The sequence below is a fragment of the Gammaproteobacteria bacterium genome, assembly GCA_017999615.1.
Classification (GTDB): domain Bacteria; phylum Pseudomonadota; class Gammaproteobacteria; order JAABTG01; family JAABTG01; genus JAGNLM01.
This window is the reverse complement of record JAGNLM010000001.1, coordinates 333,806-354,716: the sequence shown is the minus strand read 5'-3', so window position 1 is coordinate 354,716 and position 20,911 is coordinate 333,806. Positions and strand designations below refer to the sequence as shown.

19 protein-coding genes are annotated in these 20,911 nt (G+C 71.5%); 5 read left to right on the top strand and 14 right to left on the bottom strand.

Annotated elements, in window-relative coordinates:
- Positions 1-30: 30 nt before the first annotated feature.
- Both KA217_01540 and KA217_01535 read left to right on the top strand, forming a co-directional pair.
- Entirely contained in the window at positions 31-351 is a 321-nt protein-coding gene (locus KA217_01540; protein ID MBP7711138.1) for a sulfurtransferase, read from the top strand.
- A 13-nt stretch (positions 352-364) separates the two neighbouring features.
- Entirely contained in the window at positions 365-1,729 is a 1,365-nt protein-coding gene (locus KA217_01535) for a TolC family outer membrane protein (GenBank protein MBP7711137.1), read from the top strand.
- On the opposite strand, the gene waaA is transcribed toward KA217_01535, so the two are convergent.
- Together waaA and hldE are read right to left on the bottom strand one after the other, a co-directional pair.
- On the bottom strand, positions 1,707-3,047 hold the full coding sequence (gene waaA, locus KA217_01530) for a lipid IV(A) 3-deoxy-D-manno-octulosonic acid transferase (GenBank protein MBP7711136.1): 1,341 nt from the start codon (positions 3,045-3,047) through the stop codon (positions 1,707-1,709). The genes KA217_01535 and waaA overlap by 23 nt on opposite strands.
- A 39-nt stretch (positions 3,048-3,086) precedes the next feature.
- Positions 3,087-4,544 (bottom strand): bifunctional D-glycero-beta-D-manno-heptose-7-phosphate kinase/D-glycero-beta-D-manno-heptose 1-phosphate adenylyltransferase HldE, encoded by a 1,458-nt coding sequence (gene hldE / locus KA217_01525; GenBank protein ID MBP7711135.1) that lies wholly within the window; start codon positions 4,542-4,544, stop codon positions 3,087-3,089.
- Positions 4,545-4,705: 161 nt separating this feature from the next.
- Here hldE and KA217_01520 point away from each other — a divergent pair, with 161 nt between their 5' ends.
- Positions 4,706-5,428: a DUF3108 domain-containing protein gene (locus KA217_01520; protein ID MBP7711134.1), complete on the top strand. Its 723-nt coding sequence runs from the start codon at positions 4,706-4,708 to the stop codon at positions 5,426-5,428.
- 60 nt (positions 5,429-5,488) lie between these two features.
- On the opposite strand, the gene KA217_01515 is transcribed toward KA217_01520, so the two are convergent.
- The 9 genes from KA217_01515 to ffh form a co-directional block, all read right to left on the bottom strand.
- Positions 5,489-6,235, bottom strand: a complete 747-nt coding sequence (locus KA217_01515; GenBank protein ID MBP7711133.1) for a DsbC family protein — start codon at positions 6,233-6,235, stop codon at positions 5,489-5,491.
- A gap of 316 nt (positions 6,236-6,551) precedes the next feature.
- On the bottom strand, positions 6,552-8,375 hold the full coding sequence (tadA, locus tag KA217_01510; GenBank protein ID MBP7711132.1) for a Flp pilus assembly complex ATPase component TadA: 1,824 nt from the start codon (positions 8,373-8,375) through the stop codon (positions 6,552-6,554).
- Positions 8,376-8,646: 271 nt separating this feature from the next.
- Entirely contained in the window at positions 8,647-9,486 is an 840-nt protein-coding gene (gene xerD, locus KA217_01505) for a site-specific tyrosine recombinase XerD (protein ID MBP7711131.1), read from the bottom strand.
- A gap of 59 nt (positions 9,487-9,545) precedes the next feature.
- Positions 9,546-10,019 carry a methylated-DNA--[protein]-cysteine S-methyltransferase gene (locus KA217_01500; GenBank protein ID MBP7711130.1) on the bottom strand — a complete coding sequence of 158 codons (474 nt, stop codon included), beginning with the start codon at positions 10,017-10,019 and terminating at the stop codon, positions 9,546-9,548.
- 135 nt (positions 10,020-10,154) lie between these two features.
- Positions 10,155-10,499, bottom strand: a complete 345-nt coding sequence (gene rplS, locus KA217_01495; GenBank protein MBP7711129.1) for a 50S ribosomal protein L19 — start codon at positions 10,497-10,499, stop codon at positions 10,155-10,157.
- A complete protein-coding gene (gene trmD / locus KA217_01490; GenBank protein MBP7711128.1) occupies positions 10,496-11,275 on the bottom strand; it encodes a tRNA (guanosine(37)-N1)-methyltransferase TrmD in 780 nt (259 codons plus the stop codon). Before trmD ends, rplS begins: the two co-directional genes overlap by 4 nt.
- A 5-nt stretch (positions 11,276-11,280) precedes the next feature.
- Positions 11,281-11,772, bottom strand: coding sequence for a ribosome maturation factor RimM (rimM, locus tag KA217_01485; GenBank protein MBP7711127.1), 492 nt, complete (start codon positions 11,770-11,772; stop codon positions 11,281-11,283).
- 70 nt (positions 11,773-11,842) lie between these two features.
- The gene (rpsP, locus tag KA217_01480; protein ID MBP7711126.1) at positions 11,843-12,100 is read right to left on the bottom strand and encodes a 30S ribosomal protein S16; all 258 of its coding nucleotides are present in this window, start codon (positions 12,098-12,100) and stop codon (positions 11,843-11,845) included.
- Positions 12,101-12,187: 87 nt separating this feature from the next.
- Positions 12,188-13,552, bottom strand: a complete 1,365-nt coding sequence (ffh, locus tag KA217_01475; GenBank protein MBP7711125.1) for a signal recognition particle protein — start codon at positions 13,550-13,552, stop codon at positions 12,188-12,190.
- A gap of 74 nt (positions 13,553-13,626) precedes the next feature.
- Here ffh and ccsA point away from each other — a divergent pair, with 74 nt between their 5' ends.
- The gene (ccsA, locus tag KA217_01470; GenBank protein ID MBP7711124.1) at positions 13,627-14,433 is read left to right on the top strand and encodes a cytochrome c biogenesis protein CcsA; all 807 of its coding nucleotides are present in this window, start codon (positions 13,627-13,629) and stop codon (positions 14,431-14,433) included.
- Between the two features lie 36 nt (positions 14,434-14,469).
- Positions 14,470-15,756 carry an HlyC/CorC family transporter gene (locus KA217_01465; GenBank protein MBP7711123.1) on the top strand — a complete coding sequence of 429 codons (1,287 nt, stop codon included), beginning with the start codon at positions 14,470-14,472 and terminating at the stop codon, positions 15,754-15,756.
- Between the two features lie 10 nt (positions 15,757-15,766).
- On the opposite strand, the gene radA is transcribed toward KA217_01465, so the two are convergent.
- From radA to KA217_01450, 3 genes are read right to left on the bottom strand one after another with little or no spacing between them, the layout of a single operon-like run.
- Positions 15,767-17,128, bottom strand: a complete 1,362-nt coding sequence (gene radA, locus KA217_01460) for a DNA repair protein RadA (protein MBP7711122.1) — start codon at positions 17,126-17,128, stop codon at positions 15,767-15,769.
- Positions 17,118-18,224 (bottom strand): alanine racemase, encoded by a 1,107-nt coding sequence (alr, locus tag KA217_01455; protein ID MBP7711121.1) that lies wholly within the window; start codon positions 18,222-18,224, stop codon positions 17,118-17,120. Before alr ends, radA begins: the two co-directional genes overlap by 11 nt.
- Positions 18,221-20,884, bottom strand: a complete 2,664-nt coding sequence (locus KA217_01450; protein ID MBP7711120.1) for a replicative DNA helicase — start codon at positions 20,882-20,884, stop codon at positions 18,221-18,223. The genes alr and KA217_01450 overlap by 4 nt, the downstream gene beginning before the upstream one ends.
- Positions 20,885-20,911 lie beyond the last annotated feature (27 nt).

Sequence of the window (20,911 nt, the reverse complement as noted above, 5' to 3'; positions counted from 1 at the left end):
TGTACTGCGGGTTCGCAGGGGAAGGCACGAATGCGGCGCTTCACGGCCCGCCAGCTTCAGGACTATCTCGAAAAGGTCGCTACAAGGCCGCTGCTCCTGGACGTTCGCGAGCCTTGGGAATACCAGATCTGCAGGCTGCCGGACAGCCGGCTCGTGCCCATGCGGCAGTTGCCGGCGGCCATCGAAGGGCTTGACCCGGGACGGGAGGTCGTGGTGACCTGCCACCACGGGATGCGCAGCCTCGCCGTCGCCCGTTACCTCGAGCAGGCCGGCTTCACGAACATCATCAACCTGGACGGCGGAGTGGCGGCTTGGGCCAGGGACGTCGACCCCACGATGCCGACTTATTGACCGGGAGCGCCGGATGAAAAACAGAATGCACCTCCCCTCGGTGATCGCGCTGACGGTGAGCCTCGCGCTCGGCCTGCCCAACGCGGCGGGGGCGATCGACCTGGTCGAGACCTACAAGCTCGCTCTCGACAACGACGCCGACTTCGCCGCAGCGGTCGCCGGAAACAAGGCCGCCCAGGAATTCAAGCCCCAGGCCCGCGCTGCGCTGCTGCCCAACATCTCCCTGGAGGCCTGGACCGCGTACAACGACGGCCGGCGCAAGGCCCGGGGCCGCACCGGCATGGTCGCCGATGACGCCCGCTACAACACCAACGGCTACGGCCTCAGCCTGACCCAACCCGTCTTCCGCTGGGACCGCTGGGTCCAGCTGGAACAGGCCGACAACCGGGTGAAGCAGGCCAACGCGGAGCTGGACTCCGCGGCCCAGGATCTGATCGTGAGCGCCGCGGCGCGCTACTTCGAGGTGCTCGCGGCCGAGGACAACCTGGAGTTCCGCATCACCACCAAAGACGCATTCTTCTCCCAGTACAACCAGGCCCTGCAGCGCTTCGAGGTCGGGCTCATCGCCATCACCGACGTGGAGGAGGCGAAGGCCGGCCACGACCTCGCAGTAGCCGAGGAGATCCGCGCCCGCAACGCCCTGGAGAACGCCCGCGAGGCCCTGCGCGAGCTGGTGGGGGAGTACTACGAGCAGCTGGCCCCGCTGGCGAAGGAGGTGCCCCTCCTCAAGCCCGACCCGGACAGCGCGGAGCGCTGGGTGGAAAAGGCGCTCGCCGAGAACCGGCAGGTCGCGGCCGCGACCTACGCGTCGAAGGTCGCCCAGGAGGAGATCAAGCGGCGCGCCTCCGGACACCTGCCGACCCTGGACCTGGTCGCAGGACGGAACTACTCCGCCCAGTCGGAGAGCCCCAAGCTGACCGACCTCAGCATCGGCGGCCCGAGCCGAAACTACACCGACGCCATCGGACTGCAGGTCACACTGCCCATCTTCAGCGGCGGCCTCACGTACTCCCAGACCGAGCAGGCCCGCCACCAGTACCAGCAGGCCCTGGAGCAGCTCGAGTCCGCACGCCGGGGCACGCACCGCCAGGCGCGCCAGTCCTACAACGGCGTCATCGACAGCATCTCCGGCGTCGCCGCCCTGCGTCAGGCCCTGGCCTCGACCCAGAAGGCGTTGGAGGCGATCGAGGCCGGCTTCCAGGTGGGCACCCGCACCTCGGTGGACGTCCTGAACGCCCAGCGCAACACCTACGAATCCCAGCGCGACTACAAGAACGCCCAGTACACCTACATCCTGGGCGGTCTGCGCCTGAAACAGGCCGCCGGCACGCTCTCCCCCGACGACCTGGTGCCCATCAACGGCTGGTTGAAGCACTGACGGGGGCCGCGCTCGGGGCGCTCCCGCGCCCCGAGCCGGCGAGGAGCCCCAGGCGGGGCTCCAGAACGGCCATCAGCCGCTCGAGGGCGCCGCGGTTCTCCACGACGGCCTCACGGGCGCTCTCCCCCATGGCGTGGCGCCGATCGGGGTCCTGGAAGAGCTCACAGACCAGCGCCGCGAGCTCCCGCGCACCGCCCACCTGGCGGCCTGCCCCGCGCTCCACGAGCATGCCGCTCACTTCGGCGAAGTTGAAGACGTGCGGGCCGAAGAGCACCGGGACGCCCAGGGCCGCAGGCTCGAGCAGGTTGTGGCCCCCGGTGGGCACGAGGCTACCCCCGACGAAGGCGACGTCCGCGGCCGCGAAGAACAGCGGCAGCTCGCCCATGGTGTCCCCGAGGAAGACCTGGGCCTGCGTGGCGTCCTCGCCCGCACGGGTGCGCTGAACGACCCGGAACCCCATCCGGCGCGCCAGGGCGAGCACCCGTGCGAACCGCTCCGGGTGCCGCGGGACGAGCACCAGGAGACTGTCCGGGCAGTGCTGCAGCAGGCGGTCGAAGGCCTCCAGGACCCGCTTCTCCTCGCCCTCGTGGGTGCTCGCCGCCACCCAGACGCTGCGGTCCGCCCCCCACTGGCGCCGGAGCGCCTCGGCCTGCTCCCGCAGGCTCGCGGGGAGCGGCACGTCGAACTTCAAGCTGCCCGTGACCTGCACCCGCTCCCCGGGGACCCCGAGGGCGAGGAACCGATCCGCATCCGGCCGGGCCTGGGCCGCGATGGCGCCGATCCGCCCGAGCATGGGCCCGACCACCCCGGGGAAGCGGGCGTACCCCCGGGCCGAGCGCTCGGAGAGCCGCGCGTTGGCCAACACCACCGGGATTGCGCGCTCGGCGCAGAGCCGCAGGGTGTTGGGCCAGAGCTCGGTCTCCATGAACACGGCGAGTCGGGGCCGCACGCGGTCGAGAAAGCGCCCGACCGCCCCGGGCAGGTCGTAGGCCGCGTACACGTGCTCGACCTCGGTACCGAACGCGGCGCGCACGCGCTCGGACCCGGTAGGCGTCGTCGTCGTGACCAGCACCCGAAGCCCCGGGTAACGCTCCAGGACCCGGCGCACGAGGGGCACGGCCGCCTGCACCTCGCCCACCGAGACCGCGTGGATCCACACCGGGCAGTCCTCGGGCAGCGCGCCGCGCCCGAAGCGCTCGCCCCAGCGCCGCCAGTAGGCGCGGTTGCGAAGGCCGCGCCGGGCGAGGTTGAGGAGAACCAGCGGCGCGGCCCCAACGATGAGCGCCGTGTAGAGCCGCTCGGCAGGAGTGTGAGGCATCGGCGCCCCTGCAGGGCCGGTTGAGCCCACCGCGCCCGCTCAGCCTGCCTCGTGACGAGGCAGATTCGCGCCCAGGATGGCCTCGACGACCTCGCTCGTGGAACACCCCGGCAGGTAGCCGAGCACCACCACCTGACCACCCCGGGCGCGCACACAGGCGCTCCCCGCGATGGCCTCGGGCCGGTAGTCCCCACCCTTGACCAGCACGTCCGGTCCGAGCGCGCAGACGAGCCGCTCCGGGGTGTCCTCGGAAAACGGCACCACCCAGTCCACCGCAGCCAGCGCCGCCAGCACGGCCATCCGGCGCTCGAGGGGGTTGATGGGACGGTCGCGGCCCTTGAGCCGCTGGACCGAGGCGTCGTCGTTCACCGCGACCACCAGCCGGTCACCCAGGGCCCGGGCCTCGGTCAGGTAGCGCACGTGGCCGGCGTGCAGGATGTCGAAACAGCCATTGGTCATGACGATGCGCTCGCCCCGCCCCCGCGCCACGGCGACCCGCTCGAGGAGCTCCGCCTCGCCGACGACGCCGCCCACCACCGGGGACGCAGGGGTCAGCGACGCGGCCAACTCGGCGGCCGTGACGCTCGCCGTCCCCAACCGGGCGACGACCAGCCCGGCCGCTCGGTTCGCGAGCGTGGTGGCCTCCTCCAGGGGGCTGCCAGCGGCGAGCGCCGCAGCCAGAACCCCGACCACCGTGTCACCGGCGCCGGTGACGTCGTAGACCTCGCGTGCGTTGGCGGCGAGATGCAGCGGCGCTGCGCCTGCGCGCAGCAGGGTCATGCCGTGCTCACTGCGGGTGACGAGCAGGGTGTCGAGCGAGAGGTCTTCTCGCAGGCGCTCGCCCCTCGCGACCAGCTCACCGAGGTCCCGGCAGCCTCCCACCACGGCCTCGAGCTCCGCGAGGTTCGGCGTGACCACGGTGGCAGCGCGGTAGCGTGCGAAGTCCCGCCCCTTGGGGTCCACCACCACCGGTCGGCCCAGGCGCCGGGCCGCGGCGATCAGCGGTTGCGGGTCGGCGAGCGTGCCCTTGCCGTAGTCCGAGAGGACGAGCACCCCCGTCCGGCCCAGGAGGGTGGACAACACGTCCTCCGCCACGGTGATGCCCTCACCCGTGACCCGCTCCTCGAAGTCGAGGCGGATCAGCTGCTGGTGGCGGCTCAGCACCCGCAGCTTGGTCACCGTGGGCCGGCCGGCGCGCCGCTCCAGGCGGGCATCCACCCCCCGCGCCGCCACGAGCGCGGCGAGCGTGCGGGCCGCCTCGTCGTCGCCGGTCAACCCCGCGAGGGTGACCGCAGCGCCGAGGCTCGCCGCGTTGAGGGCGACGTTGGCCGCCCCACCCGGACGGTCTTCCACGTCCTGCACGTGGACCACCGGGACAGGAGCCTCGGGAGAGATCCTCTCGGTCGCGCCGTACCAGTAGCGGTCGAGCATGACGTCGCCCACCACCACCACGCGGGCACGCGAGAAATCAGGCAGAGGGGAGGACGCAGGGGCCAAGGTGCGCTCGGGCGACGGTCTAGCCTTCGGGCACCGGGCAGTGTAGCAGACCCGGTCCCATTGATTCCGGCCCCGCTCTGCGCGTTCAATGGGGTGCGCCGGGAACGGGCCGGGCACCGTGAGAGGAGTGAAGCGCGTTGGCGATGGAATCGGGCGGAAGCTTGAACAGACGTTGGCGGTGGGCGCTGGCGGTCGTGCTCAGCCTGGGCGCGGGGGCCTCGCTGGCGAATACCTCGGGCCTGCCCGAGCGGTTCTCGGCCACCTACGACGTCATCGCCTACGGCGTGACCGTCGGTGAGACCCGCTGGACGCTCGAGCCGGAGTCGGCCGGGCGCTCCCGGTTCCAGTCCCAGACCCGGCCCGTGGGGCTCGCCTCGCTCGTCCTCGACGGGGAGCGCCGGGAGCACAGCGTGTTCACGCTCGACGACTCGGGCCGTCCCCAGCCCCTGCAGTACCGCTTCGAGCGCAGCGGCCCACGGGCACGCAAGGCAGCCATCGATTTCGACTGGACGGCACTCAAGGCGGTGAGCAGGTACCGCGACCGCACGGTCGAACTGACGCTCGCTCCGGGCACCCTCGACGGGATGGTCTACGTCCTGGCGCTGATGCAGGAACTGGCCGCGAATCGCCCCGAGATCCGGCTGCAGCTCGCCGAGCGGGGAAAGATCAAGACCTACGTCGTGAAGCGCGAGGGCCAGGAGCGGGTCGAGACCGCGCTCGGGAAGCTCGATACGGTCCGCATCTCCCGGTCCGCGGGCGACGACCGCAAGACCACCGTCTGGGCCGCGCCCGAGCTTCGGTATCTGCCGGCGCGCATCGAGCACCGGGACTCCGACGACACCCCCATTACCCTGCGCCTGCGCTCGGCGCAGCTCGCCCCCTGACCCCGGGGGCCGCACACCCGCCGCCTCGTCAGGCGGCGGGGCGCGGCCCCGGAGCGGACGTCACTTGCCGGCCTTGGGGGCCTGCTGGGCCTTGGCCGACTGGAGCGCCTGCACCAGGCGGGCCGCCGGCACATAGCCCGGCACGATCCGGCCGTCGTCCAGGACGAGGGTCGGCGTGCCGTTGATGCCCAGCATCTGCCCCATCGTGTAGTGGTCTTCCACCGGGTTCTCGCAGGACTTCTCGGGCACGGGCTTGCCGCTCTTGGCGTCCGTGAGGGCCTGGTTGCGGTCGGGCGCACACCAGACCGAGACGGTCTTGCGGTACCCGGCCGAGTTGAGACCCGCGCGCGGGTAGGCCAGGTAGCGCACCTTGACCCCCTGCCGGTTCAACTCCGCGACCTCCTGGTGCAGCTTCACGCAGTACGGGCAGTCGATGTCGGTGAAGACGGTGACCGTGTGCTTCGCGTCCTTCGGGCCGAACACGATCATGCTGGACTCGCCGAGGTCTTCCAGGGCCTGCAGGCGCGCCCCCGATCGCCGGTCCTCGGTGAGATTGTCCTGAGTCTTCACGTCGATCAGGTCGCCCTTCACGAGGTGGGCGCCGTCGGCGGTGATGTAGACCACCTCCGGACCGTAGACCACCTCGTAGAGTCCGGCCGCGGGGGCTGGCCGCACACTCGTCGGCGCCATTCCCGGCACCAGGTTGACGAGCGCCTGGGTGATGGCGGGGGGCACCACGTCCTGGGCGGAGAGGGCTGCCGGCAGGCAGGCGAGCAGCGAGAGCGCGAGCGTGTGGCGCAGGTTCATCGGCGTGGGACTCCTCGGCGTAGCGGTGTTGAGTGGAGCGCAGAGGCTAGAGGCTCACCCGGTCCGGATCAATGGGGCCTGTGGGAGCAGGACCCGGCACGGTCCCGGCGGTGCCGGTGGTTCCGGTGGTTCCGGTGGATCCGGAGGCCCCCCGGAGGTGCTCCGGAGGTCCCCCGGAGGTGCCCGGTACGGCCTCGCGGGACACGCCGTGAATACATCCCTGTAGGCTCGTATGCCGCCGTCCAGGCGGCATACGGTCCCGCGAAACCGCACCGGGACCTCCGGGCACCTTGGCAAGGCCCACGCCGACACCGGCTCACTCGCTGGGTGGCGGCTCCACCGGGTCGTCCGCCGAGACCACGGCGAACACCTCCTGCGGGGTGGTGAAGCCGGCCTTCACCTTGAGCGCGCCGCTCATGCGCAGGGGCCGCATCCCCTCGCGCAGCGCCTCGGCGCGCAGCGCGGGCAGGTCGGTCGAGGCCGTCACCAGGCGGCGCAGACCGTCGCTCATGGTGAGGATCTCGTAGAGCCCGCTGCGCCCGCGGAAGCCCGTGCGCCGGCACTCGTCGCAGCCGACCGGGCCGAAGCCCGTCTCGGGGCGCCGGGCCTTGAGCGGCGTGACCAGGGCCTGCCACTCGTTGGGGTCGATCGGCGCGGGCCGCTTGCAGTGCGGGCAGAGCGTGCGCACGAGGCGCTGGGCGACCACCCCGAGCAGCGCCGCGTTGATGAGATAGGGCGGCACGCCGAGGTCGAGCAGGCGCGTGAGCGCCGAGGGCGCGTCGTTGGTGTGCAGGGTGGAGAGCACCAGGTGGCCGGTGAGGGCCGCCTGGATGGTCGTCTCGGCGGTCTCCAGGTCCCGGATCTCGCCGACCATGATGATGTCGGGGTCCTGGCGCAGCAGGGTGCGCACCCCGGCCGCGAAGTCGAGCCCGATGTTGTGCTGGACCTGCATCTGGTTCAGCGCCGGGTCCACCATCTCGATCGGGTCCTCGATGGTGCAGACGTTGTACTCGGGGCGGGCCAGCTGTTTCAGCGCCGAGTACAGCGTCGTGGTCTTGCCGCTGCCGGTCGGCCCGGTCACCAGGATCAGTCCGTGGGGCTGGGAGACCATCGAGTCCCAGCGCCGCCGGTCGTGGTCGGAGAACCCCAGGCGCGCGAAGCCGCGGACCAGCACCTCGGGGTCGAAGATCCGGGCGACCAGCTTCTCGCCGAAGGTCGTCGGCATGGTCGAGAGCCGGAGCTCGATCTCCTTGCCGTCGGGGGACTTGGTCTTGACCCGCCCGTCCTGGGGCCGGCGACGCTCGACCACGTCCATCCGGCCAATGGCCTTCAGGCGGCTCGTCACCGCCGCCAGCACGGGCGGCGGCAACTCGTGCACCAGGTGCAGCACACCGTCGATGCGCAGCCGGATCCGGCCCGCGTCGCGCCGCGGCTCCAGGTGGATGTCGCTCGCACGCTGCTCGAAGGCGTACTTCAAGAGCCAGTCCACCACCCGCACCACGTGCTGGTCGTTGGCGTCGGGCTCGCCGCCCTTGCCGAGCTCCACCAGCTGCTCGAAGTTTCCGATGGTGGTCAGCGGCGCGGCCGCGCCGCTGCGGGTTGCGCCGGTGATGGACCGGCTCAGGCGGTAGAACTCGTCCCGGTAGCGTGCGACGTCGAGGGGGTTGGTGACGACCCGGTCGACCTCCATGCGCAGGATCCGTGCGAGCTCGTCAATCCAGCGGGTGACGAACGGCTCGGCGGTGGCCACCGTCAGCCGACCGTTGCGCACGCCCACGGGTAGGAAGTGAAACCGGCTCGCGTAGGCGAGTGAGACGACCTCGGTCACCACGCCCACGTCAATCTTCAGGGGGTCGATGCGCAGGTAGGGCAGGCCGACCTTTTCCGCGAGCCAGCGCGTGAGGTGCTCGAGGTCGAGTTTCACCGGGGGAGAGGCCGGGCTCGTCCATCCCTGCTCGGAGATGACCACCAGAGGGTGGGTCTCCTCCGCGGCCGAGCGCTGGGCGGCGTACACCAGCTGGTCGAACTGGGCCCGGCTGATGAGGCCGTCGGCGTGCAGCTCCGCGAGCACCCACCCGAGCTTCAGGCGCGCCTCGGGGACAGCGGGGTGGGGCGGGCTGGGGCCTTTGGGGGCGGTCATCGGTGTCCTCGGACCTTCCGGACTATAGAAGCCGCCCCCTTGCCCGGCAAGACTCCGTGGGGACGGACCGGCCGGATCGCCAAGCAGCGAGTGGGCCGACGCGCCCGGAGGTCCCGGTGCGGTTTCGCGGGACCGTATGCCGCCTGGACGGCGGCATACGAGCCTACAGGGACGTATTCACGGCGTGTCCCGCGAGGCCGTACCGGGAACCTCCGGCGGGACCTCCGGGACCTCCGGCACCGTGGCCGACCTGGTGTCCCGCCGCGCGGCCCTAACCTCTCGGGTGATGTTTCGCGTGGAGCTGGCGCAGACGCTCGCGGGCCACGTGGGTGTAGATCTGGGTGGTCGAGATGTCCCGGTGCCCGAGGAGGAGCTGCACCACGCGCAGGTCAGCACCGTGGTTCAGGAGGTGCGTGGCGAAGGAGTGCCGGAGCGTGTGGGGAGAGAGGCGCTTGCGGAGCCCGGCCTCGCGCGCGTAGCGCTTGATCCGGTACCAGAACGCCTGACGGGTCATCCCGCCGCCGCGCTCGGTGACGAAGAGCGCCTCGCTCTCCCGTCCCCCGAGCAGTTCTTCTCGCGCCGTGCCCAGGTAGCGCTCGATCCACTCGCTCGCCTCTTCGCCGAAGGGCACCAGGCGCTCCTTGCTCCCCTTCCCCATGACCCGGACCACCCCCTGCCGGAGGTTGACGCGCAGCCGATGCAGCCCGACCAGCTCGGATACGCGCAGTCCGGTGGCGTAGAGGAGCTCGAGCATGGTCCGGTCGCGGACCCCCAGGGCCGTGGCGACGTCCGGGGCACCGAGCAGCGCCTCGACCTCGGTCTCGGTGAGGGCGTCGGGCAGCGGGCGGCCGAGACGCGGGCCCTCGATGAGGGCCGTGGGGTCTTCCGGAAGCGTCCGCACCCGCACCAGGTGGCGATAGAAGCGGCGCAGCGCCGAGAGCCGGCGGGCGGTGGTGCGCACCCGTGCGCCCTCGCGGCTCGCCAGGTACTCGAGGAGTTGCGCGCGGCCGGCCGAGACGAGGTCCAGCCCCTCCCCGGCCAACCACCCGGCGAGCGCCAGGAGGTCGCTGCGATAGGCCGCCAGGGTGTTGGCGGAGAGCCCGCGCTCCATCCACAGGGCGTCCAGGAACTGGTCCACCAGGGCCGCGTCGGCCTCGCGCGGAAGACCGCTCACCGGCGCTCGTGGGAGAGAAGCCAGGCCTTCACGGCGAGGGCCTCGGCCGAGCCCGACCCTGCGCCGCCGCCCAGGTAGCCACCGAGCCCGGAGGCCGCGACCACCCGATGGCACGGGACGACGATGGGGATCGGGTTCGCGCGGCAGGCCCCCCCGACCGCGCGGGCGCTGCCGCCGACCGCCCGGGCCAGGGCCCCGTAGGTCACCTGGGCGCCCAAGGGGACCGCGCGCAGCGCCTCCCACACCCGGCGCTGGTACGCTGTGCCGCCGGTCTCCAGGGGAAGGTCGAAGGGGAAGCCAGGGTCGGCGAAGTAGGCGGCGAGCTGACGGGCCACCTCGGCGGCCGGGGAGCCCCCCGCCGGCGCCCGCAGCGCCGCCGAGGGTCCGAGCAGGTCGACGCCCGTCAGCCGCCCGTCCCGGATCCGAAGCCCCAGACGGGCCCCGGGGCCGGGCAGCGGGGTGGCAACCACCGGTTCGGACGGCTCGGAAACGATGACTGCCTCCGCCCTCGAGGCCGTTCCCCGGTGCCGTCGCCCGGGGCCACCCGAGGCCACGGACGGCGCCCGGCGAGGCCCGAGGGACGTATGCCCGGCGTCCCTCCGGGGTTACACCTTCTCGCGGATCTTCGCCGCGTTGCCGCGGCGGTCGCGCAGGTAATAGAGCTTCGCACGGCGGACGTCACCGCGGCGCTTCACCACGATGTCGTTGACGGCCGGGCTGTAGGTCTGGAAGGTGCGCTCGACACCCTCGCCGTGGGACACCTTGCGCACGGTGAACGAGGAGTTGAAGCCGCGGTTGCGTTTGGCGATGACCACGCCCTCGAAGGCCTGCAGGCGCTCGCGGGCACCCTCCTTCACCTTGACGTGCACGATCACCGTGTCGCCCGGGGAAAAGTCGGGCACTTCGCGGGTCATCTGTTCCCGCTCGATCATCTCGACGAGGTTGCTCATCGCTCCGGTCCTCCTGCGTCCTCTCTCCCCGCGCCGGCCCACTCGCGCCGTTCGCGGATGAATTCCTCCAGCAAGGCCCGGCGCTCCGGACCCAGTTCCAGCCCCGCCAGCAGGTCGGGGCGCCGCTGCCACGTGCGTCCGAGGGCCTGCTTCAGGCGCCAGCGACGCACCTCACCGTGGTCACCGCTCAGCAGCACCGCCGGCACCTGCCGGTCCCCGGCCACCTCGGGCCGGGTGTAGTGCGGGTAGTCCAGCAATCCGTCGGCGAACGAGTCCTCCCGCGCCGAGTCCTCGTGGCCGAGGGCGCCCGGCAGCAGGCGCGTCACGGCGTCGATGACGACCATGGCCGCCAGCTCGCCGCCCGAGAGGACATAGTCCCCGATCGACCACTCCTCGTCGACCACCGCATCGACGACCCGCTCGTCGATGCCTTCGTAGCGCCCCGCCACCAGCACGAAGCCGGGCCGCTCCGCCAACTCCCGCACACCGTCCTGGTCGAGCCGCCGGCCCTGGGGGCTCAGGTAGAGCACCCGGGCGCCCTCCACCCCCGCCTGCGCCGCCTCGATCGCGGCCACCAGCGGGTCGTAGAGCATCACCATCCCCGGCCCTCCGCCGTAGGGCCGGTCGTCCACGGTCCGGTGGCGATCGCGGGTGAAATCCCGCGGGTTCCAGAGGTCGACGCGCAGCCGCCCCTCCTTCACCGCCCGGCCGCTGACACCGTAACCGGTGACGGCCTCGAACATCGGCGGAAACAGCGTGACGACGCCGATGTGCATGGCGCTCAGAAGTCCGGGTCCCAATCCACCCGGACACGCCGCGCCGCCAGGTCCACCTCCTGCACCACCGAGCCGGGCAGAAACGGTATCAGCCGCTCCCGCTCGCCCTGTACCACCAGCACGTCGTTGGCCCCGGTGGCCATCAGTGCCGCCACCCGGCCGAGCTCCTGGCCTGCCGCGCTCACCACCGTGAGCCCGATCAGGTCCGCCCAGTAGTACTCACCTTCGCCGGGGTCGGGCAACTCGGCCCGGCGTACCGCCACCGTGGCGCCCGCCAGCGCCTGGGCCCGGTCGCGGTCCTCACAGCCCTCCAGCCAGGCAGCCACGCCTTTGCCGTGCGCGCGGCCGTCCCGCACCCGCCACAGACTGCACCGCCCGCCGCGGCACAGGTACCACGACGGGTACCCCAGCAGGTTCTCCGGCGGCTCGCACCACGACACCACCCGGACCCACCCGAGCACCCCGTGCGCACCGGCCACGCGGCCGAGCTCGACCAGGTCGCCCGGGTCCGGGACCGCGGCACCAAGGCCCCCGCCCCGGTCGGGCGGCGGCTCGAGCGCGGGCCCCTTACGCGGGGGTCGCGGCGGCCGGCTGCTGCTTGACGAGCTGGGCAACCCGCGCGGAGGCCTGGGCACCTTTCGAGACCCAGTAGGCGTACCGGTCGGCGTCGACCTGGAACGAGACCTCTTGGCTGGCGGCGATCGGGTTGAAGAACCCGACGCGCTCGATGAAGCCACCGTCCCTGCGGTTGCGGGAATCGGTGACCACCACGTGATAGAAGGGCCGCTTGTGCGCGCCGCTGCGGCTGAGTCGAATCGTAACCATGCGTCTCGCTATGTCCCGGGCCGGCCGAAAAGACGAGTATTCTACCGATCCTGGCCCGGATTGGAAGGCGCCCGTTCCGTCGCGGCGCTACCCGGGGAACGCCCCCGGGGGGGGCATCCGTCCGCGCATGCCCCGGAGCAGGCCGGCGAGCCCACCCTTCTTGCCCATGCGCTTCATCATCTTCTGCATCTGCGTGAACTGCTTCAGCAGGCGGTTGACGTCCTGGACCTGGGTCCCGGAGCCCGCGGCGATCCGCTTGCGGCGCGAGCCGTTGATGACGCCGGGGTGGCGGCGCTCCTGGGGGGTCATGGAGTTGATGATCGCCTCCACGTGCAGGAGCTCCCGGTCGTTCACCTGCGCCTTGACCTCGGCGGGCAGGTTGCCCATGCCCGGCAGCTTGTCCACCAGGCCGGACAGCCCGCCCATGCCCTTCATCTGGCGCAGCTGATCGCGAAAGTCCGCGAGGTCGAAGCCTTTGCCGGTCTTGAGCTTGGTGGCGATCTTCGCCGCCTGCTCCCGGTCGACCTTGCGCTCCACCTCCTCGATGAGCCCGAGCACGTCGCCCATGCCGAGGATGCGCGAGGCGATGCGGTCCGGGTAGAAGGGCTCGATGGCCGTGGTCTTCTCGCCGGTACCGATGAACTTGATGGGCTTGCCGGTGACGTGGCGCACCGAGAGCGCGGCGCCGCCGCGCGCGTCGCCGTCCGCCTTGGTGAGGACCACCCCCGTGAGCGGCAGGGCGTCGTGAAAGGCCTTCGCCGCCCGCGCGGCGTCCTGACCGCTCATGGCGTCCACCACGAACAGCGTCTCCACCGGGTCCACGGCGGCGTGGATGCGGCGGATCTCCTCCATCATCCCCTCGTCCACGTGCAGCCGCCCGGCGGTGTCCAGGAGGACCACGTCCAGCATCCTGCGCTTGGCGTCGCCCACCGCCCGGGTGGCGATCGCGACCGGGTCCTCGCCGGCGTGGGAGGGGTGGAACTGGGCGCCCACCTCGCGGGCGAGGACGGCGAGCTGCTCGATGGCGGCCGGCCGGTAGACGTCCGTGCTCGCCACCATCACGCTCTTCTTGCGCTCCTTCAGCCAGCGGGCGAGCTTCGCCACCGTGGTGGTCTTGCCCGAGCCCTGCAGGCCCGCCATCAGGAGGACGGCCGGCGGCCGCGCCCTCAGGTCCAGACCCTCCCCCGCCTCGCCCATCACCGCGATCAACTCGTCGCGCACGACGCGGATGAGCTCCTGGCCAGGCGTGAGGCTCTCCATGACCTCCTGGCCGAGGGCGCGCAGCCGCACCCGCTCCACGAGCTCCTTCACCACGGGGAGCGCGACGTCCGCCTCGAGGAGCGCCATGCGGACCTCGCGCAGGGTGTCGCGGATGTTGTCCTCGGTGAGGCGCCCCTGCCCCCTCAGGTTCTTCAGCGTGCGGGTCAGGCGCTCGGTCAGGCTTTCGAACACGTGGGCTTCCCCTTCAATACCGGAGGGTTATTGTGCCATGATGGCCCGGCGCCGCCGCCCCGGACCACCACGCCATGTTACCTGTCGTATTCAGTGTGAGTACCGTCCTGCTGTACCTGGTCGCCACCGCCCGGTTGGCCATCCCCATCGTCAAGGGTGTTCCGGACCCCCAGGCAAAGCCCCAGGCCCTCGCGCTCGCCGCCCTCGCGGTGGTCCTGCACGGGGTGGTCCTGTCCCAGGCCGTCTTCGTGCCGGGTGGGCTGAACCTCGGCTTCTTCTACGCGGCGTCGCTCTTCGCCTGGGTCATCGCCGCGATCATCGTCATCGCGAGCCTGGGGCAGCCGCTCGAGAACCTCTTCTTCGTCGGCCTGCCGCTGGCGGCGACGAGCGCCGCACTCGCGCTCGCCTTCCCGAGCAGCCGGGTGGTCGCCCTCGGACGGGGATTCGGCTTCGAGATCCACCTGGTGCTCGCAGTCATCGCCTACGCCCTGGTGTCGGTGGCGGCCGTGCAGGCGGTCGTCCTCGCGTTCCAGGAGCACCAGCTGCGGCGCAGGCGCCTCGGGGGCGCGGTCCGCGCCCTGCCGCCGCTGCAGACCATGGAGACGCTGCTCTTCCAGCTCATCGCCGCCGGCTTCTTCATGCTCACCACGGCCATCGTCAGCGGGGCGATGTTCGTCGAGGACCTCTTCGGGCAGCACCTGGCCCACAAGACCGTGCTCTCGGTCATCGCCTGGGTCATCCTCGGCATCCTGCTCTGGGGCCGCTGGCGCTTCGGCTGGCGCGGCCGGGTCGCCATCCGCTGGAGTCTCGGCGGGTTCTTCGCGCTGATGCTCGCCTACTTCGGCAGCAAGTTCGTGCTGGAGCTGGTGCTCAAGCGCTGAAGTGATCGGCTGAAGTGATCGGAGGCACCGCCACCGTTGTCTGACCTCTCCCTGGGGGCGCTCTTCGCCGTCCTCGTCCTGCTGGTCCTGATGTCGGCCTTCTTCTCCGGCTCCGAGACCGGGATGATGGCACTCAACCGCTATCGGCTGCGCCACCTGGAGAAGAGCGGCCACCCCGGCGCGCGGCGCGCAAGCGCGCTCCTCGCCCGCCCGGACCGGCTGATCGGGCTGATCCTGGTGGGCAACAACTCGGTCAACGTCCTGGCCTCGGCGATAGCGACCGTGATCGGCATCGAGCTCTTCGGCGAGGCCGGCATCGCGGTGGCGACGGTCGTCCTGACGCTCGTGATCCTGGTCTTCGGCGAGGTCACCCCGAAGACGCTCGCGGCGCTCGCGCCCGAGCGGGTCGCCTTCGCCGCCTCCTACGTGCTGACCCCCCTGCAGAAGCTCTTCTACCCGGTCGTGTGGCTGGTGAGCGCGACCTCGACGGGCCTGCTGCGCCTGCTCGGACTCTCGCGCGAGACCCTCGAGTCGCAACCGCTCAGCCGCGAGGAGCTCAGGACGGTGCTGAACGAGGCCAGCGCCATCCTGCCCCAGCGCCACCGCACGATGCTGCTCGGGATCCTGGACCTGGAGCACGTCACGGTCGACGACATCATGGTCCCCCGCACCGAGATGATGGGGATCGACCTCGAAGCGGAGATCGAGGAGATCCGCGAGCGGCTGCTGCGCTGTCAGCACGCCAGGGTGCTCCTCTTCGACGGCGACGTGGACCGGGTCGTGGGGATCCTGCAGTTGCGCCGGGCACTCGCGCTCCTCGACCGCGGCGAGCTCACCCGGGAATCCCTCCGGACCCTCGCGGTCGCGCCCTACTTCATCCCGAGCGGGACGCCCCTCGCGGTCCAGCTCCTGCACTTCCAGCGCCGGCGCGAGCGCCTGGGGCTGGTGGTCGACGAGTACGGCGACGTCCAGGGGCTGGTCACGCTCGACGACATCCTGGAAGAGGTGGTCGGCGAATTCACCACCGACCCGGGCGACCACACGCCGGAGATCGTGCCGCAGCCCGACGGCAGGCTCCTCGTCGACGCCGGCATCGGCGTGCGCGACCTCAACCGCGCCCTCGGCTGGGACCTGCCCACGGACGGCCCGAAGACCCTGAACGGCCTGATCCTGGAGTACCTGGAGACGATCCCCGACCCCGACACCAGCCTGCGTCTGGACGGGCACGCGATGGAGATCCTGCAGACCACGCCAAACGGCGTGAAGACGGTGCGCATCGACCCGTCGGTGCGCGTGCGCCGTCCCCGTCGAGCGGAGCCCTGACCGGCGGGCGTCAGAGCGCGTCCAGGGCCTCCTGCAGCCGGGTGACGGCGACGACCTCGATGCCCTCGGGCGGACGCCGCGGGGCGTTGGCCTTCGGCACGACGGCGAGGCGGAAACCGTGCTTGGCGGCCTCCCGCAGCCGCTCCTCCCCCCCCACCACCGGGCGCACCTCCCCGGCGAGGCCCACCTCCCCGAACACCACGCGGTCGCCGGCCCAGGGCCGGTTGCGCAGGCTCGAGAGCACCGCGAGCAGCACGGCCAGGTCGCCCCCCGTCTCCGTGACCCGCACGCCTCCCACCACGTTGACGAACACGTCCTGGTCGTAGGTCGCGACCCCACCGTGGCGGTGCAGCACCGCCAGCAGCATCGCGAGCCGGCTCGGGTCGAGGCCGACCGCCACCCGGCGCGGGGTGGAGAGGTGGCTCTCGTCCACCAGCGCCTGGACCTCGACCAGCATCGGCCGGCTGCCCTCGCGGGTCACCATCACGACACTGCCGGCGACCGGCGAGTCGTGGCGCGAGAGGAAGATCGCCGAGGGGTTGCCTACCTCCCGCAGCCCGCGGTCGGTCATGGCGAAGACCCCGAGCTCGTTGGCCGCGCCGAAGCGGTTCTTGAACGCCCGCACGACCCGGAAGCGGCTGCCCTGGTCGCTCTCGAAGTAGAGGACGGTGTCCACCATGTGCTCGAGCACGCGGGGCCCCGCGATGGTCCCCTCCTTGGTCACGTGGCCGACCAGGAGCACGGCGGTGCCGGTCTGCTTGGCGAAGCGCACCAGGCGCGCCGCGCTCTCCCGCACCTGGCTGACGCTGCCGGGAGCCGAGGGGAGCTGCTCGGAATAGACGGTCTGGATCGAGTCGACCACCGCCACCCGGGGCCGCTCGCGCTGGGCGGCGGCGAGGATGCGGTCCACCTCGATGTCGGCCAGCAGGCGCACGCCGGCGACGCCGAGGCCGAGGCGGTCGGCCCGCAGCCGCACCTGCTGGGGCGACTCCTCGCCGGTGACGTAGAGCACCGGCACGCCGTGGCGCTCGGCGACCGAGGTGAGGGCCTGCAGGAGCAGGGTGGACTTGCCAATCCCCGGGTCGCCGCCGATGAGCACGACCGACCCGGCGACGAGGCCGCCCCCGAGCACCCGGTCGAGCTCGTCGAAGCCGGTGGGCAGGCGGCCTTCCTCGTTCTGCTCGACGCTGGCGAGGTCGAGTACGCCCCCCTCCGCGGCGCCCGCCCACCCTCCCGAGGCGGCCTTGCGGGGCAGGGCCAGGGCCTCGACGAGGGAGTTCCAGGCCCCGCAGTCGGGGCACTGCCCGGCCCACTTGGGCTGCTCCGCCCCGCAGGCCTGGCACTGGTAGACGCGGCGGTCCTTAGGCGGCATGAGCGTCCGTGCCACCCTGACCGGTACCGAGGCGTGGCACCCGCGTTGTCAGCCCACAGAGGAGCTGGTACGCGATGGTCCCGGCGGCCTCGGCCACCTCCTCCACCGGCAGACCCTCGCCCCAGAGGACCACGCGGTCCCCCGGCCGGGCATCGGGCACGGAACGCAGGTCCAGGGTCACCATGTCCATGGAGACCCGGCCGACCAGCGGCACCCGCACGCCGTTCACCAGCACCGGCGTACCCGACGGCGCGTGGCGGGGGTAGCCGTCCCCGTAGCCGACCGCAGCGACCCCCAGGGGCATGTCCTCGGGGCAAACCCAGGTCCCCGAGTACCCAACGGCCTCGCCCCCCACAGCCCGGCTGACCGCAATCAGGCGGGTCTCCAGGGTCATCACGGGGCGAAGCCCGTCCTGCGCACCGACCCGCCCCGGGAAGGGCGAGGCACCGTAGAGCATGATGCCCGGCCGGACCCACTCCCGGTGGCTCTCGGGCCAGGCGAGCACACCCGCCGAGTTGGCGACGCTCGCCTCGGCCTCCAGTCCGGAGAGCGCCGCGCCGAGCCGCTCGAGCTGACGCGGCGTGCCGGGCGCGGCGGGGTCGTCTGCCATAGCGAGGTGGGTCATGAACCGCACCGGCGAGGCGACGTTGGGGCTCGCCCGCAGCCGGTCGCGCACGGCGCGCGCCTGCCCCGGGGCGAAGCCCAGCCGGAGCATCCCGGTGTCGAGCTTGACCCACACCCGGACCGGGGACTCGAGCCGCACCGACTCCAGGGCCTCGATCTGCCAGGGGTGGTGGATCGCGACGTCCACGCCGTGATGGGCGATGGCGTCCAGCTCTCCGGCCTCGAAGAAGCCCTCGAGCAGGAGCACCGGCACGCGCACGCCATGCGCGCGCAACCGCAGGGCCTCCTCCAGGGCAGCAACGCCGTAGGCGTCCGCACCGGCCAGGGCATCGGCGGCCGCGAGAAGCCCGTGGCCATAGGCGTCGGCCTTGACGATGGCGATGACCCGCCGGCCCGGGGCGGCCTCGCGGACCCTCCGCAGGTTGTAAGCCAGGGCCCCGAGGTCGACGAGTGCCCGGAGCGGGCGGCTCACAGATAGGCCCCCGCCCCCGCCGTCTCCGGTGAGTGGTTCTCGAAGCGGGTGTACTTGCCAAGGAAGGTCAGGCGCACCGTCCCGATGGGGCCGTTCCTCTGCTTGGCGACGATGATCTCCGCCGTCCCCTTGTCGGGGCTCTCCTCGTTGTAGACCTCGTCGCGGTAAATAAACATAATCAAATCAGCATCCTGCTCTATGGCCCCGGAGTTGTGGCTCACCACGCCGTCGGCCAACCAGCATGCTGGGCCAGGGACGGTCAGGTCGAAGACCTCCTCCTCTCCGTCAGGCTCCACGGCGACGACCCGGTCCCAGTACAGGTCGGACTGCGCCCAGCGGCGAAGGCTATCGCTCTCCAGCAGGTCGGCGTAGCTCGCCAGCGTTCTGCGGCTGGGTGCGAACCGGAAGTGACTTGAGCCGCCGTAGGCTGTCCCGCGCAGGGCAGCCATGCCCCGCTGGGTCACACCGCGCGCGTTCATGGCGGCCCGAACTTCCGCAAACACCTCCTTCGGAAGAGTGTCCACATTGGGGTTACTCTGCATCTCGAGAACAACCGAGCGCAGGCGGCTAGCCGGGACCACCCGCGGACCGAAAGCACCGACCTCGTCGAGGAAGCTGCGCTGCTGGTCCGAGCCCGTCACATCCACCGTGTAGACGGGGCGATGGCTCCGCTGGGCAACCCCTCGAATGCGCGCGACGATTCCGAAGCGCAGCAGCAGCGCTGCCACGTCGGACGCCAAACCGTCGCTCGCCGTCGAGAAGAAGACCCGGGCCGCACCTTTTGACCCCTGTGAGCGTACGCTGATGGAGCCATCCGTCGCCCAAAGGTGCCGAAGCAAGAGGGCAACCTTCTCATTACCAAGCCCGAACACCGAGACCGGTAGCCGCTTCTCGTGTGAACGCTGACCATAGATGCCGAGCGACTTGAGCCAGGCGCCGACACCGGCCGCATGCCAGCGGTTGCCGTTGCCGGCGATGACGAGCTGGTGCCATTGTCCCCGCCCAGCCTGCCGCGACACCGTGCTTCCGAGAGCCTCTGCCGCCGCACGTACCGCCCGACTGTTCTCCTCGGATGCCGTGGTGTAGCGAAGGGGCTGATGCTTCAGATAGCTCCCGTCCCCCACCAGGTGTCCGAGGAGCACGATCTGCTCCTCAGACCAATCCAGGTCCGACGGCCCCGGCTCGGGAATACGTCGTGCCATTGCCAGGCGGTCGCCGGGCCCAAGTTCGGAGACGGTCCTCCAGCCCTCGGCACCGAGCAGGCGGTGGGCGGCCGTGGCCCGCAGGGCCCGCCCACTCGCGAGTGTCACCCGGAATACCGGTCGGACACCGACGGACCAGACCTTGTCTGAGTCCGCTTCAACGACCCGCTGGTCCGCGTCCAGAGACCACACGCGGGGGGTCTGCCCGACCAGGTCCCGAACCGGAACCCGTCTGCCGTCGGAGAGGCAGACGAGGGTGTCCCCGGTCACGCATTCACGAAGGTCCGACATCACCGGCCGCTTGTTCGGGCGCTGCTCGAGGCTGCGGTTGAGCTGGGACAGGGCCACGATGGGGACCGCGAGCTCCTTGGCGAGCGCCTTCAGGGAGCGGGAGATCTCCGAGATCTCGGTGGCGCGGTTCTCCCGCGTGCCCGGCACCTGCATCAGCTGGAGGTAGTCGATCACCACGAGCCCGAGCCCGTGCTCGCGCTTCAAGCGCCGGGCGCGGGCGCGCAGCTCCGTAGGAGTGAGGGCCGGGGTGTCGTCGATGAACATGGGCCGCTCGGAGAGCATGCCGATGGCCGAGGTGAGCCGTGGCCAGTCGTCCGGGTCGAGCTTGCCCGTGCGCACCTTGTGCTGATCGATGCGCCCGAGCGAGGACAGGAGCCGCATCACCAGCTGCTCGGCAGGCATCTCCATGCTGAACACCGCCACCGGCAGCTTGTCGCCGAGCAGCGCGTGCTCCGCGAGGTTCATCGCGAAGCTGGTCTTGCCCATCGACGGGCGCCCCGCGACGATGACGAGGTCGGAGGCCTGCAACCCAGAGGTCAGGCCGTCCAGGTCGCTGAAACCCGTCGAGACACCGGTGATCGGATTGTCCCGCTGGTAGAGGGCGTCGATGCGGTCGACCACCGTGACCAGCAGGTCCTTGACCACCCGGAACCCCGCCCGCCGGCGCAGCCCCCGCTCGGCGATCTCGAAGACCAGCCGCTCGGCGTGGTCCAGCAGCGCCGAGGTGTCGCGGCCATCCGGTTGGAACGCCGAATCCGCGACCTCGCCCGCCACCCGGATCAGGTCGCGCAGCACCGAGCGCTCGCGCACCAGGGTCGCGTAGGCCTTGATGTTGGCGGCGCTCGGGGTGTTCGCGGCGAGCTCGCCGAGATAGGCGAGCCCACCGGCGGGCTCGAGCTCGCCCCGGTCCCGGAGCCAGCTCGAAAGGGTCACCACGTCGAAGGGGTTGTTCTGCTCGGCGAGCGCCCCGATGGCGCGGAAGATCAGGCGGTGGGCGTAGCGGTAGAAGTCCGCCTCACCGACGAGGTCCGCGACCTGGTCCCAGGCCGCGTTGTCCAGCATCAGCCCGCCGAGCACCGACTGCTCGGCCTCGATCGAGTGCGGCGGCACCTTGAGGGCCGCCGCCTCGGGATCGGGTCGGACGTCTCGGGGCGAGAGGGTTGCCATCACGGCCCCGGTCTATCACCGCGCAGG

Excerpts from the sequence above, each read along its gene's own strand:
- KA217_01450 (MBP7711120.1), bottom strand. The coding sequence starts at position 20,884 with ATGGCAACCCTCTCGCCCCGAGACGTCCGACCCGATCCCGAGGCGGCG.
- KA217_01540 (MBP7711138.1), top strand. The coding sequence starts at position 31 with ATGCGGCGCTTCACGGCCCGCCAGCTTCAGGACTATCTCGAAAAGGTC.
- KA217_01535 (MBP7711137.1), top strand. The coding sequence starts at position 365 with ATGAAAAACAGAATGCACCTCCCCTCGGTGATCGCGCTGACGGTGAGC.
- KA217_01515 (MBP7711133.1), bottom strand. The coding sequence starts at position 6,235 with ATGAACCTGCGCCACACGCTCGCGCTCTCGCTGCTCGCCTGCCTGCCG.
- waaA (MBP7711136.1), bottom strand. The coding sequence starts at position 3,047 with ATGCCTCACACTCCTGCCGAGCGGCTCTACACGGCGCTCATCGTTGGG.
- rpsP (MBP7711126.1), bottom strand. The coding sequence starts at position 12,100 with ATGGTTACGATTCGACTCAGCCGCAGCGGCGCGCACAAGCGGCCCTTC.
- tadA (MBP7711132.1), bottom strand. The coding sequence starts at position 8,375 with ATGACCGCCCCCAAAGGCCCCAGCCCGCCCCACCCCGCTGTCCCCGAG.
- xerD (MBP7711131.1), bottom strand. The coding sequence starts at position 9,486 with ATGGAGCGCGGGCTCTCCGCCAACACCCTGGCGGCCTATCGCAGCGAC.
- radA (MBP7711122.1), bottom strand. The coding sequence starts at position 17,128 with ATGCCGCCTAAGGACCGCCGCGTCTACCAGTGCCAGGCCTGCGGGGCG.
- ccsA (MBP7711124.1), top strand. The coding sequence starts at position 13,627 with ATGTTACCTGTCGTATTCAGTGTGAGTACCGTCCTGCTGTACCTGGTC.
- trmD (MBP7711128.1), bottom strand. The coding sequence starts at position 11,275 with ATGCACATCGGCGTCGTCACGCTGTTTCCGCCGATGTTCGAGGCCGTC.
- rplS (MBP7711129.1), bottom strand. The coding sequence starts at position 10,499 with ATGAGCAACCTCGTCGAGATGATCGAGCGGGAACAGATGACCCGCGAA.